At 47.5% G+C, this 14,360-nt stretch carries 10 protein-coding genes; 2 read left to right on the forward strand and 8 right to left on the reverse strand.

From position 1 onward, the window contains the following. Positions 1–35: 35 nt before the first annotated feature. The 3 genes from BN2762_RS04025 to BN2762_RS04035 all read right to left on the reverse strand — a co-directional run bounded on the left by BN2762_RS04025 (position 36) and on the right by BN2762_RS04035 (position 4,690). Entirely contained in the window at positions 36–1,928 is a 1,893-nt protein-coding gene (locus tag BN2762_RS04025; RefSeq protein WP_055105738.1) for a sensor histidine kinase, read from the reverse strand. 486 nt (positions 1,929–2,414) lie between these two features. After that, on the reverse strand, positions 2,415–3,284 hold the full coding sequence (gene comA, locus BN2762_RS04030) for a phosphosulfolactate synthase (RefSeq protein ID WP_055105739.1): 870 nt from the start codon (positions 3,282–3,284) through the stop codon (positions 2,415–2,417). Positions 3,285–3,394: 110 nt separating this feature from the next. Then, positions 3,395–4,690 (reverse strand): MFS transporter, encoded by a 1,296-nt coding sequence (locus tag BN2762_RS04035; RefSeq protein WP_055105740.1) that lies wholly within the window; start codon positions 4,688–4,690, stop codon positions 3,395–3,397. Between the two features lie 186 nt (positions 4,691–4,876). On the opposite strand from BN2762_RS04035, the gene BN2762_RS04040 reads away from it, so the two are divergent. Continuing rightward, a complete protein-coding gene (locus BN2762_RS04040) occupies positions 4,877–5,584 on the forward strand; it encodes a 2-phosphosulfolactate phosphatase (RefSeq protein WP_055105741.1) in 708 nt (235 codons plus the stop codon). 100 nt (positions 5,585–5,684) lie between these two features. On the opposite strand, the gene BN2762_RS04045 is transcribed toward BN2762_RS04040, so the two are convergent. Next, entirely contained in the window at positions 5,685–6,341 is a 657-nt protein-coding gene (locus tag BN2762_RS04045) for a YitT family protein (protein ID WP_055105742.1), read from the reverse strand. A 760-nt stretch (positions 6,342–7,101) separates the two neighbouring features. Here BN2762_RS04045 and BN2762_RS04050 point away from each other — a divergent pair. Next, complete coding sequence (locus BN2762_RS04050; protein WP_148499863.1) at positions 7,102–7,470, forward strand: hypothetical protein; 369 nt, start codon at positions 7,102–7,104, stop codon at positions 7,468–7,470. Between the two features lie 64 nt (positions 7,471–7,534). Here the strand turns inward: BN2762_RS04050 and BN2762_RS04055 are convergent, their stop codons facing one another. The 4 genes from BN2762_RS04055 to BN2762_RS04070 form a co-directional block, all read right to left on the reverse strand. Then, positions 7,535–9,031 (reverse strand): PTS transporter subunit EIIC, encoded by a 1,497-nt coding sequence (locus tag BN2762_RS04055; protein ID WP_055105744.1) that lies wholly within the window; start codon positions 9,029–9,031, stop codon positions 7,535–7,537. 362 nt (positions 9,032–9,393) lie between these two features. After that, positions 9,394–9,891, reverse strand: a complete 498-nt coding sequence (locus BN2762_RS04060) for a PTS sugar transporter subunit IIA (protein ID WP_148499864.1) — start codon at positions 9,889–9,891, stop codon at positions 9,394–9,396. Between the two features lie 23 nt (positions 9,892–9,914). Next, on the reverse strand, positions 9,915–10,781 hold the full coding sequence (locus tag BN2762_RS04065; protein ID WP_055105745.1) for a PRD domain-containing protein: 867 nt from the start codon (positions 10,779–10,781) through the stop codon (positions 9,915–9,917). Between the two features lie 250 nt (positions 10,782–11,031). Further along, the gene (locus BN2762_RS04070; protein WP_055105746.1) at positions 11,032–14,259 is read right to left on the reverse strand and encodes a hypothetical protein; all 3,228 of its coding nucleotides are present in this window, start codon (positions 14,257–14,259) and stop codon (positions 11,032–11,034) included. Positions 14,260–14,360: the final 101 nt, after the last annotated feature.

The raw sequence follows: 14,360 nt of genomic DNA on the forward strand, positions 1-14,360 counted from the left end.
ACAACGAGAGTAGGCTTAAGCAAAAAAGCTTCCCGTCAAGCATCTCTTGACGGGAAGCGAATAATTGCTTCGGTGCCTACTCCTTTTTCACTTAAGAAAGTAATTTCTCCTTGCATAACTTCAATAATCCTGAACGTTACCATTAAACCAAGTCCAGTTCCCTTAGTCTTGTTGGAGAAATAAGGCTCCCCAAGACGGGCTAAGACATCGGAATCCATTCCCTCACCGTTATCTTTAATATGAATGAATACCCATCCATCTTCTTTATATCCCCAAACCTGAATGTCTCCCTCGCCTTGTAGAGATTCGATACTATTTTTAATAATATTAATAATGGCTTGTTTAAATTTAGATGAGTTTCCTCTGATTAATAAATTTTCGGGTATATTTACGGCTATTTTTCCTCCCTGCAGATTAGCCATCGGGACTAATATTCCTTCAATATGTATAAATTCCTGCAGTAAGTTTAGTGTGACTACTTTTCCTACTTCTGGCTTGGCGAAAGTAAGAAAGTCAGTAATTATATTCGAAGCGCGATCAAGTTCGTCAAGAGCCATATTCAAATAAACCTTCTCTGAATTCTCATGCTTTTCAGCCATCAATTGAATAAACCCTCTTGTTACCTGCAATGGATTTCTAACCTCATGAGCTACAGAGGCTGCCATCTCACTGATGATCTCCATTTTCTCCGAACGCTGCAATTCATTATTGAACATCTCGAGTTGCTTAGAGTACTCAACCACCTGTTCATGATTCTCAGAAAATCTTCTACCCAAAATAATGATTAAGGAGATCAGGAAGCTAATAACACCCCACTTCCACAGATATAGATCATAATATGCATTCTGAGAATAAAACCAAATTAATTCTCCAACTCCAAGTATCGCAAAAACTAAAAATCCAGTAGTAAAAATTAAAGCATCTTTATTCTTTTGGAATGTATAAAATGTCACTATACTCAAGAGCAAAACAAACTGAACAATCATAATATATCCAAGTAACTCCTGTGACACAAAACCATACATTCTAGAATATTTGCCTGATGTAATTTCATGAAAAATAACCACAAAAAAACAAATTATAGAATAAACAACCTGAAAGTTTCTAAATTTCTTAATAATAGAGTAGTAACCGGCACCAAAAACTCTTTCGAAGAAAAATGTAAACGAGGGTAATAAAATAAATAAAGCTATATCAAATAAGGTAACATACAGCTTGCCTTTGTCTTCAAATAGCCAATATAAAAAAGATGAATAAGTGATAACAATTACGCCACTTGATAAGAAGACAACGCATAATGAGAGCCATATGATCAAATTATCGGATCTTAGGAATACTGTGCAAGCTAACATAATAACTGCAATAAATATAAGTGTACTGCCTAATATGAAATCAGCAATATTTCCTCTAACATATTCTTTAATAAGATCCTGATAAACACCTATTTTAATGGTACCCTGAATCCCTATTCTATTCTGCGAAAAAATCCCTATATAGAGTGTACTATCCGAATTAACCTCATCCAATGGCAATAGCACACTATTTATTTCATAATTATAATCACGCTCTGACTCATAAATTTTAGTCCCATTCATAATAGCAACGATATGTTTACCGTAAATCTTATCGATAAGAATCGTTGAAGAACCAGATGAAAGTTTTGGAAGTGTAATCTTGATCCATTGTGCTATTGCGCCCTGGGGTCTTTCAGGCGTTGGGCTATTTAATGAAATATGCGTCCAACCTGGGAGTCCCTCCAATTCCTGTTTAGTGATATTTTTGTCGAATTCATTTGTCCAAGTAATTTCCCAATCATCAATAGCCTGCCTCATTGAATCCTGGTTCCCAGTGCTCTCAAGTAAATAAGCGCAATAGGCTGCTAATATTAATACAAAAAAGATGGCTATCCCTTTTAACAACCTTTTCATTACAGCACCCCTGCCAATAAAATAAGAACGATCCTTGTTACTTCATGACTATATTATTCGATATAATTCCGCTTAAACCTTCAATATTCTGGAAAGGCTCAAAATTTTTTATCATATATTGTCATTTACAAGAAAATATTTGTAGGATTTACAGCTATCAATTTTCATCATTCTCCAGTTGAAAAGGAGGAAGTCTGCTACCCCACCTTCGGCATGAATCCTAACCAAGAATAATTTGATAAAGAAAGGTGCAAGCTTGAGGGAAGCGGACAAGTGTTAATATACCATGACTTTACGTCCGGGGATAGACGCAGGATAGACTTGTACAGTATCCATTAGCAGTCATTAGCTGCAATTAATGAAATAGCGCGTACCGATTAAACCTCGGTCCGCGCTGATGCACAGCGAACCCCGCGCGCTAGCTGCGGGCGGGGCGAAAACATAACTATTCTCATCTATCTACTTGCTTGGGTACGGATATCCAGGTTAAATCACATAAAAGTATTCCTTTTCCTTCTCTTGTCTGGCTCTGACCCCAAAGGTAAAAGTATCCTGACGGAGTCCGCGCCGCAGCGTTTCAAGAGAAAGAACATCGCCTGGCGAAATATTGCCCAGATTGGCGCTAGGGCCAAACTTGTTCAGGAACAATACCTGCTGACTTTTTAAAGGCGCTTCCCATATCAATTTATCCGGATCCGTTACAAACTTCAGAACATCATCCAGCAGATTCAACCGGCATTCGCCATGCTCATCGAATACGCCGACCCCTCTGCCTGATTCACGAGCTTCAATCGTTAACAGCTCCGCCCCTGCCTTCAAATCGGCCTCAAGCGTATCGGCCAGCTCGGCTGCATCTATAAGTGATCCCGACAATTTTTTTCCGTATTCCGTGAAGACCCTCAGGCCGTGCTTCCTGCCTTCCTGGATCAGCTCCGTACGTTTTGCGCGGGAGAGCTCAATCGTCCCATCCGATACTTCTACCCCATTAAAGCCGAGAGTGCATATGGTGTTGAAAAATTCCGGCACTACATCCTGCAATACGGCCGTCTCCAACAACGTACCGCCTGGCATTACCGTGACCCCGTGCTGTTTGGCCAGATTGATCTTATATAGCAGCAATTCAGTTTGATAGAGCGGGGCTGTGCCAAACCCGAATTTTACGCAATCCATGTAGTTCGAACCTGTCTCCATCAGATCCATAAATGAGTTTCTGCCAAGACCCTTATCGATGACCATGGTATACCCTCGACTAGCAGCATTGCGTATATTGTGCGTGCTTTCAAGTTCAGATTGCTTGCGATATCCGCACGGGTCACATAATTCTGTTGGCCAAATTTCATGTAAGGAACTTTTCATCTGGATTCTCCTCAATTCTTTTTGACTTGTCGCTTCATCCAATGACATAGGCATCATATGCTGAATTTTCATGTCATGTGCCCATGGCTTTGAAATTTATAAAGGCCAAATCAGTCGATTTGAGGAGGCGGCTTAATTAAAAAGAACACCAGTCCAAGCGTGATAAGCGAGAGTATGGACACCGATATAAAAACAAGGCTATCGGACTTATCCATCATCCAGCCGAACAAGGGAGGACCCGCCGCCACACCTAAAAATCGCAAGCTGTTATATAGGGATGTGATCATCCCCCGTTCGCTTTTTTGAATCGCGCCGGTGATCATCGTATTCAAGCAGGGAAGAAGCAGGCCGGTTCCAATGCTGCTCACCGTTAGCAGCCCGATAAATACATAAATATTTTTTAAAAAGAACAAGGTAGCCGCAAGAGAAAGCGTCATGGCAACCAATCCGATATTCATAAGCCATCGCATTAATTTGCCATTTTTTTTAATCAGGCTTCCCGTTGTATATGAAGTAATGACCATGCCTAATAAGGGAATGGCCAGTACCAGACCTTTCATCACCCCATCAATATTATACGGCTCGTCCTCAAGGATGTTGGATAAATAGAAAAGCACTCCAAACAATATAAAAAGCCCCAATGAACCTGCGAAAAATGCAGTGATGAGCCATTTGCCCTTTTCCTTGAATATTTGACCAATTTTTTTAATGTATTTGGATAATTCGTTCTGTTCGTTATGCTTCGGCTCTTTTATTAGAAAGATCACCGCTAACAAGGACAAAGCACAAAATACGGGAAAGGCGAAGAACGAGGCATACCAAACGATCAAAACAAGCAAGGAGCCGATGATTGGACTAAGAACCTTTCCCGTCCCATTCGATGCTTCGATTAAGCCAAGGGCCTTGCTCTCCGTCCCGCCGTCGTATAAATCACCTACGAGCGCCATAGCAATCGGGGCCGTTCCTGCCGCAGCAATCCCCTGAATCGCTCTGGCAGCAATTATAACCGCATAGGAGTCCCATATGGCACCAAACCCGGCCAAAATTCCGGCTCCGCCATAAATGATCAAGGCAGGCACAATAATGATCTTTCGGCCAAAACGATCGGACAGATAGCCGATAACCGGAATGAAAATTCCTGCAGCCAAGGAAAAAATCGATATGATTAAGCTGCTTTGAAATTTACTGATTCCGAGCTCTCTTTGCATGACGGGAAGAACCGGCACCAGCATGGAGTTGCCGAAGACGAGCACGATCGGGATCGTGGCAAGGGCAATAAACTCCCAGATGCGTCCCTTTGAGCCGTGATCTGATTTTTTCGACGTGTCTTTTGATTTCGAAGGCTCCTCCAGTTCTATGTCGCTCTGGAAGCTAATATTCAGCTTTCGCGATTTCGTTTTTTCCATTTGTGATAGCTCCCCTGACTTGATATGTTTGGTTATTATTCGCAAATTTCTAAGCAAGTATTCCTTATAACCGCTTAGAATGGATAAGCTTAGGGATATATCATGTATTGGGGAGGAGCACCTCTTTCAGCAAGGCCAATATACTGTAATAAAACATCGCTTTATGCTGGCTGAAGGGGATATGAGATGACTATAAGGATTGTGCAGGGACACCATCATAAGCTCGGAGCTTCAAGAATTAATGTCATCATTGATGTCATCCGGGCTTTTACTGTAGCGCATTATGCTTTTATTCATGGAGCACAGGGGATCATTCTGGCGGGAACCTTGGAGGAGGCTTTTCGATTGAAAAAACAATTCCCGCAGTTTATGCTAGCGGGGGAGATCCGAGGTCTTCCGATCCCAGGATTTGATCTGGACAATTCGCCCGTACGTTTGCAAAATGCCGATCTTCGCGGAAAATTCCTCATTCAGAAGACCACCAACGGAGTAAAAGCCACCTTAAACTCATTAAATGCAGACCATGTGTTTGTTACCGGGTTCACTAATGCAAGAACGACAGCGGAGTATATAAAGAATGAGTTATGGAAGGAAGACGAAGACAACACCATGTCTATTCATTTAATAGCTTCCCACCCGTCCGGGGATGATGACCTGGCGTGCGCACAGTATATATCAGGGATCATACAGGATTCCAATCGTCTAACGGCTGATGAAACAATCGAACGGATTCGAAAATCAAAAGCAGCCGGGAAATTTTACGATCATGACAAACCGGACTTCCTGCAGGAGGATATTGCCTTATGTACCCAAGAGCTGGCCGCTGAATTCGTTATGAAGGTGAAGTATAAGGACAAACTTCGGCTTATTGAGAAAGTACAGGTACAGATATAAAATGATTATTATCCCAAAAAGCTATTTATGCCCGAATTGCCAAAAACCAGCCCGCAAAGGCTGGTTTTTCTCTTATCTTCCGATTGTACATGCCAGGGGCTCATTTTTTGCGCCAAGCGAGATAAAAAACCGATTTCAACCCAGGATATTGATGAAACCAGTTAATAATCCGGGTCGACAGCCATTGGCACACCACTGCAAGAATGATGATTTTCCAATCAATTACATATGCAGTGAGGGCAAATATAAAACCGTTCATCCAGAACAGCGAAGTGCCGGGGTTGATTCTCTTGTATTTATAAATCGCCAAAGCTACATAACCGATTCCCCCATTGGATACCCGCTGTTTGATGAGGATCGCGACAGCGGTGCCGAGAATGACCGAGCCGAACAGCAGATCGATCCATACGTTCGCAAACGGAGGATCGACGAACACCTCGAAGAAATTGACGGATACGGAAGTTACTGTGATGACGAACACCGTGCCAAAGGCGCTGATTTTGCCCAAATAATTAACTGTAAAGACCAGAAAAATAGTATTGGCAAACCATAACCCGAAGCCCATCGGCAAACCGAATGCGTGATTCAACAGGACAGCAATACCTGCCCCTCCTCCAGAGGGTATGGCGTGAGGAAACAGAAAAATAGCCATGGCGAAGCCCTGCATAACGGAGCCGACGGTGATCAGGAAAAATTTCTTGATTGCACGGCGATAGAAGAGTGTCTTGTTTCGGCCAGGGATGAATGGCAAATTCATATGGAATCAATCATCCTTCATCGATTGGAGTGACAAGCCAGTCCTGCTATCTTAATAGTATGCTTGTCACTGTAAGTCGAGACCAAGAGGAAAGAAATACTATTGCTAATCCGTCGGCTCCATGTCCGCAACCACCATCTAAGCTCGCCTAAACCTCCGGTTGACCTTGATGTGGCTAGCACGACTTCACCTTCGATTGACCTGATGTAGCCAGTACGACTTCACTACGACTGACCTGATGTAGCCAGCACGACTTCACTACGATTGACCTGATGTAGCCAGCACGATTTCACTACGATTGACCTGATGTAGCCAGCACGATTTCACTACGATTGACCTGATGTAGCCAGCACGACTTCACTACGATTGACCTGATGTAGCCAGCACGACTTCACTACGATTGACCTGATGTAGCCAGCACGAATTCATTACGTTTGACCTTGATGTGACCAAGCACGTCCCCCTTTACGCCGAGCATAAATCGCAGTTTTCTCGTTCTAGAGCATGAATCGTGGATTTCACATTTTAGTGGGCATGAATTTTGGATTTCTCAGTCTAAATGGATTTTTAGTAGTTAATTTCTGCGGAAAAGAAAGGAAAGCTGATTTAAATGGATTTGATGTCGTTGGAAGAAGGAAATGGTCCATTATAGGCGGGATTCTTGATTTTAGGAACATGAAATCCATCTAATCCATTGAACTATTCGTCTAGAGCATAATTAGATACATGAATTCCATTTAGTGTTCGAGCTCGATAGCTTGTGTCCGAGTTTATGTTCGAGCTTACGTTAGAGCTTGTGTTCGAGCTTGTGTCCGAGCTTATGTCCGAACTTGTGGTCGAGCTTGTGTCCGAGCTTATTTCCGAACTTGTGTCCAAGCTTGTGTCCGAGCTTGTATCCGAGCTTATTTCCGAACTTGTGTCCAAGCTTGTGGTCGAGCTTGTGTCCGAGCTTATTTCCGAACTTGTGGTCGAGCTTGTGTCCGAGCTTGTATCCGAGCTTATTTCCGAACTTGTGTCCAAGCTTGTGGTCGAATCGGACAACCTATATATAATGATTCAAAGAATGGGATGCAGGCACGGGAGAAATTGTTCCACAGAAATTGTTTTGCAGAAACGGATAGCTTTCTAAAAGAAAGGGGGCGCCCCTCGGTCATCTCTGATGACTTCTGGGACAGCCCCTCCTGCGTTGCTTTTTACATCATTTTTTTAATTTCATCCTTGATGGACTCCGCTTGCGGCCCGAAGACGACCTGTACCGCGCCTTGACCAAGACGCATAACTCCGGATGCGCCAAGCTTCTTCAGCTCGGAATCCTTCACCTCTTTCTCATCCTTCACGACCAAGCGAAGGCGCGTAATACACGCATCGATGCTTACGATATTATCGGCGCCACCGATATTCTCCAGCACCTTGGCTGCTTTCGACGCTCTAGACCCTGCCGCCCCAGCGCCAGCACCAGCGGCTGAGCCAGTTGCTGCACCAGCTTCTGCGCCTGCACCCGCGTCGCCGGAAGCCTCTTCGTCATCGTCCTCGCGTCCCGGTGTTCTCAGATTCAGCTTAGCGATCAGAATCCGGAAGAGGAAGTAGTAAACGACACCGAAGGCCAAGCCAACCGGGAAGAGCAGCCAGGCGTTCGTGGACAGCTTCAGATTCACCAGGTAATCGATCAATCCGGCGGAGAAGGAGAAGCCCAGATGCACATCCAGCACGTACATAATCAAGCCGGAAAGACCGGTCAGAATCGCATGCACCACATATAATACTGGAGCAACGAACATGAATGCGAACTCAAGCGGCTCGGTGATCCCTGTCAGAAATGAAGCCAGGGCCGAACCCATAAAGATGGAACCAACGAACTTGCGCTTGGATGGCTTGGCGGAATGAATAATGGCCAGAGCCGCCGCAGGCATCGCAAACATCATGATCGGGAAGAATCCAGACATGAACATTCCAGCCGACTTGTCTCCGGCAAAGAAGCGCCACAGGTCACCGTGGACCACTTCGCCAGCTGCGTTAGTGAACTCACCGATCTGGAACCAGGCGATAGAGTTCAATACGTGATGCAGGCCCAGAGGAATCAACAGGCGGTTGGCTGTTCCGAAAATGAAGGAACCGATGCCCCCCAGCCCTACAACCCAGTTACCGAATGCAGCAATCGCGTCTTGAATCGGACTCCATATCATCCCAATCAGAACCGCAAGCACCATCGTTGAGGCCGCGGTAATAATCGGCACAAACCGTTTGCCGGCAAAGAAGCCGAGCCAATCCGGCAGCTTGATATTATGGAACCTGTTATACAGGAACGCTGACCAGAGACCGACGAAGAAGCCGCCCAGCACCCCCATATTCAGCTTCACGTCATCCGGTATGAATGGCATTTGCAGCGGTACTTGAGCCAGTACCTTCGTTAGTACCATATATCCGATAAATGCTGATAAAGCCGCAACAGCGTCTCCAGCAAAACCGATCGCAACGCCGATCGCAAAAATAAACGGCAAATTATCCAGAATCGCAAGGGCGCCGGAGGTCATAAACGGAGTAACAAATTGATTCAGGAAGGCTCCGAAAGCCCCGAGCGGTATATCATTTTGATAATCGATCAATCCAAGCCCTTGCAAAATACCTGCCGCAGGCAAAGTAGCGACCGGCAGCATGAGAGATTTACCCAGCCTTTGCAATTTAGCCAGCATATCCATCATCCTTTCAATTTCAATAAATTAGCATTACTTTAGCATGAATTTGAAAACGCTTACAATATGTACCGAGTAGACATCGGCTTTCTTCCCTGCAGGCGAGTAAAGAAAAACCTTTGAATTCCCCTCCTTATGCGTTTCTTTAATTCACCGTTTTAAAGGCGCCTTGACTGCAGGCTGGCGGTCGATCCTTCCAGAAAACCATAAAAAAAGCCAAGAAGAACGACGACTGCTGTAACGTAGTCTTAGATCTTCTCGGCTCATGCCCACATTCATGGTAACACGCCTTAAAACGCATTCATTTGTTGTAGTTATCTTAAATCAGTCCTAGCCCATTGTCAATAAGAAAAATATCCAATCTAGGATTTTAGACTGATGCTAAGGACGAAATCCCTGCCTGCAGTTACATTTCCGGTATGCCCTTCAACGGATGAGGCCAGCTCGTCCGCATTGGTAACGATAATCGGCGTAACGACAGGATAGCCGGCTGCCTTAATGGCATCCATATCGAATTCGATCAGCGTCTGTCCCGCTTTGACCGAATCCCCCATTTCCACATGGCTTGTATAGCCTTCTCCTTTCAAACCTACAGTGTTGATGCCGATATGGAACAGGAACTGCAGTCCAGTAGCATTGTCCTCCAGCATCACGGCGTGCTTGCTCTTAATGACATGGGCAACCGTGCCGTCAAAAGGAGCGACCAGACGCCCCTCGGCAGGCTCAATCGCAACCCCCTGCCCCATAAACCCTCCGGCAAAGGCCTCATCCGGCACCTCGGAGAGGGGGATGACTGTACCCGTCAGAGGAGCTGGAACCTGCACCACCTTGGCGGATTTCTTCTTAAAGCGTTCGAACATTATGATTCCTCCTTGATCCACTGCTATTTGTTTTGTGTGCGTCCGCGAAATAGGCGATATAGATGCATTGCCAAAAAGCATATCTCAGCCTCCGGTACTTTCCTGCCCAAATCCTGCTCCATTTCATCGGCCAGCCGGCTCGCAAGCTCATACTCGCGGGTAAACTGACTCTTGATCTGTTCTGCGAATGGATTGTCTACATTCACTGAATGATTCAGGATCCGGTCGACCGAGAAGCGTAAATGCATCAGCAGCCGGACATAATCCATGCTACCGTTTTCAAAGACGATTCCCCGCTCCTGTTCAATAATCTCGATAAGCCGTCCCACCATATTGGATGCCTTTACCAGCTGGCCCACCGGGACGTGACTAACCGCCGAATAGACATGATACGTCAGGAAGCCTACCTCGTCTTCAGGGACGTGGATATCAAAGGCCTGGCCGATCATGTCCGCTGCCTTCAACGCTATTTCATATTCTTTGGGGAAGCTGATTTTCGTCTCTTCAAGGAATGGGTTGATAATATCCATGCCCTTTCGAATCCGGTAAATCGTAAATTGAATGTGGCTCGGAAGCGCAAGATATACCTTGTCATTCAGCTTTCCCGAAAATTCTTTGCTGATACTGTTCAGAATTTCATCGGTTATTTCCAGTACCTTCGGATCAAAGTCCTCCAGCAGCCGATACTCGTTCAACTGCTCTCGGTCCTCGAGCTTGAACAGCTTCTCGATGCGGGGATCATCCGAAGTGATCGTGCCGCCGACCTTTGTTCCGAAGCCGATTCCTTTGCCAAGTATTACGTATTCAAGCTCTTTTTTTCCGCCGCCATGCACCATAACGACATTGTTGCCGATAACCCGAATGACCTTGAATGTCTCCGGCCCACTCATGTACATCCCCCCTTTCTATAAGCTTAAACTGTATTTTGGCAAAAGAGGTAACAAAAAATAGAAAAGCCAAGAAGAAACCTCTGCTGCAACAAAGGCTTCCTCTTGGCTCATGCCCGAAACGGTAACACGCCACCACAAAAGTGGTTATAGAGAATATGATAAAGCATCTGAAGATGAGCGTCAACACGAGGAAAAAGAAGCCAAGAGGAGCCCCCAAATACGAAGAGCCTCCACTTGGCCTATGTCCTCATTATTTCAAGTAAATATCGATTGCTGCCGCCTGGCCGTTCCGGACCTCATGCGCCCATTCGCCGCCAATTACAGCTCCGTCGATCTGCGCCGCTGTGCCGTCCTTCTTCGTCAGCCGGATTCGCTCAATCACGGCTTTATCCGCCCCGAACGTGTCCGCCTTTCGCGGATTATAGTAAGTCACCTGCGTGCTGCCGAGGAACTTGAACGAGACTTCCCCCCGCTCATCGAACAACCAGCCTGGAAGCGTAGGCTCGAAGGCCAGCTGCAGCCGGCCGTCCTCGACGCTGAACACCCGGCTGCCCATCATCATTTTAATCCACATGCTGATAAATTCCGCTGTCGATCCGCTCAGACGGGCTACAAATCCCCGGCCGTGCACGTGAGGATCCGGATTGACGCTCGTAGCGATGAACGACGAGTTCTCCAGCGTGCTGCGGCCGTATACCGCAGGATCCAGGAAGGGGATCAGAGACGTCTTCATCTCCGCGAAAAATTGCTCATACAGCCCGCTCTTCAGCAGCGCCAGCAAATACTTGTAGCTCATGTGAAGGAACACGGACTCCCGCTCCAGCCAGCCCGGCGTAAATGCCCGGATCCGGCCAATCTCCTGGGATTCGCCATCCAGGCTCACCGACGTTTTGTACATCTGGATCTCCTTGTCGAACAGGTCGCTCTCCCGGATGAGCTCGTAGACTTGCTGCGCTTGCGCTCTGTCATCTATCGTCTTCAGCCAACGCGCCGGACCTTCGAGGAAATGGGGCAAAGGCCTCGCTTCGAATTTCTTGACGGTGACCTTTGGCAGGCCGTAGCCGCTAATGACAGGCTTGCCCTGGGCATCCGTGACCGGCTCGTATTCCACAGCCTCAAAGACAAAATAGGTCGGCGTCAGACCATCGCCCAAGGCGATAGCCCGATCGATACCCTGATCGATTTTACTCCGCATCTGCTTGTACTTCTGTCCTAGCTCACCGAGGGAAATCGCCTTCAGCTCGCCGCTGATCCCGAACCGGATTTGATCCCGGTACTGCTCGCGGGCCGCAGCCGCTTGATCCCAATAATCGAACTGCTCAAGCTCTCCTGCAGAATGGCGCTGCAGCAGCCCGCTAACCCGCTCAAGCAGCTGATGCATTTCCTCCGGCAGCATAATCTGCCGATGGCCGTATGCCTCGCTTGCCTCGATCACCAGATTCACGATCCGCTTCAGTTCGAACGTCTCGCTCATGCCGGAGCCGAACAATCCCGGCAGGCCGTTCATCGCATCGTTCCAGCCCGGCTTGTCGCCCTCCATTTCCACGCCCATGCCATAAGGGTCAAGCGTCGCGAACTTGTTCAGCGACAACGAGACCAGCTTCACGAACAGGTTCGTGCGGAATACCTCGCCCTCTCCATGCTTCGTTCTCAGCCAGTTCGTATCGTTGAGATTCAAGCCGAACCTCTGCATTTTCTCCTCATCATGCTCCAGTGCTCCATATTGCCGCACCTTCGTTCCGTTGATGACGTATTTCTCGCTTCGAGGGAGCACCCGTGCCGGACTGTCGAAGAACATATATACTTCTTCCCCGAACAGCAATTGTTCTTTGCGGTCCGGAAAAATATCCAGATATCCGTCGATGAGATCCATATTGTACGTCCAGTGGTCTGACCAGTACCCCTCGCGGAAGGCCGCTTCGATATTCTGCTCCGACAGAGACAGTATTTCTGTCAGAAGCTCCTCCTCGTTGCGCAGAAGGCCCGCATTCTTGTCCGCCAGCAGGGAGATGACTTTGCCCGGCGTAAATTTACCCAAACACAGAGCTAGCAGCTTCTCGGCAATTTGCGGATTCGATACCGAAGCCTTCACCAATCCCTCAAGCCCGGCTGCCTGCTGCTGCGGCACGGTAAAGCTCGTTCCCTCAACGCCAAGCGGATTGTAGCCGTCCGCCTGGATCAGGCTGAAGAACGTCACAATATTGAACGTGCCGACGCGCGGATTGAAATAGATGTCATTCCTGCGATTCTGGTTGGCATCCCGGAAGTTCCCGTTCCCTTGAGAGTAGTACTCCGGCTCGATCGAGAAGAAGTTGTAATCGCGTTCCAGATCTCCGTGCTTGCGGGAATACAGATGGATGACAAACCCCTCTCGCCCGTTCTCGAACAGGAAGGGGTAGCCCCCGCGCAGGAAGTTGTCCAGGTAGCTCTGGCGGCAGTACGCATCGAACAATGGCGAGGACGTCCGGGTCGCGATATCCTCGGTCAACTCCTCTGTCAATCGCCCGGCTTCCGCCTGCTTCGCGTCAATATATGCAGGAGCGGCGATCCATGGCGCCTTCTCATTCAAGCGCTCCAGGCTCTCGATATGCCCGATCAACGTATACAGCGTCGTCGTCTCGCCTGGCGCCAGCTGTGCGGATAATCCGGTGAAGCCGCACGGCACCTTATTCGTGCAGTATTCCTGCTCCGCCATCAGCTCGGCGAGGGAGCGCTCGGCAAAACGATCCGGATAGGCGAGGGACGTATTGTCGCCAAAGATGATCTGGAAGTCGACAATCGGCTTGACGATTTTGCCGTCCTGGCCGAACGACAGATAGAAATGGCCGCTCTGCACCTCGCTTACCTCCGCGCTGTCGCTTGTGCTGGAGCGCACGCGATAATACGGGATGTTATTGTCCAGATTATATACTTCCATCCAGCTCCGCAGCAGATTACCGACTTCCTTGTATCCCGCGTTCTCCACGCCGTAAGGCAGAATTTCCGGCAGACCGTCCAGCAGCTCAAGCTTCATCGGCTCCCCGGATATATTCGTAATCTCTACTTTGCGCACCAGAGCGGCATAATCGTCGTTCGGCACCTGGAAATAAGTGACCTTGACGCTGATTCCCTGCTCCTTATGCACTTCCTCGATCCCGACCTCATTCGCCAGAATGACCATTTTCCGCTCGGCGGCTGCATCCGGACTCGCACTTTGGAACGGCTCATAGATTCCCTCAGCGCCTTCCCGCTTGATGAAGGTTCTGAAGCCCTTCGATGACACCGATTGGTAGGTGATGCTCGCCGGAGAGAACTCCATAATCGGGCTTTTCTTATCGCGAATACCGAAGCTGCATACCGCTTGGCCGCGGTTGACGTAGAACGTCCACATCGGAATTCCCTTCAGGCCTGCCAGGCCAGGCAGGAAGCTTGAGAAAGGCTTGGCCTTATCAAACTGCTTAATCACGAAAGCATTCTTGTCAAATGAATAGTTAGACATGCTGTTACCTCCATTTATCATTTTATTTCATACCATCCGTCCACGAGATATCATGAAATCCCTTTTACCCATTGATTCGAAACCGGTTTCGAAATCCTTTA

The sequence above is a fragment of the Paenibacillus ihumii genome (assembly GCF_001403875.1).
Taxonomy (GTDB): Bacteria; Bacillota; Bacilli; order Paenibacillales; family Paenibacillaceae; genus Fontibacillus; species Fontibacillus ihumii.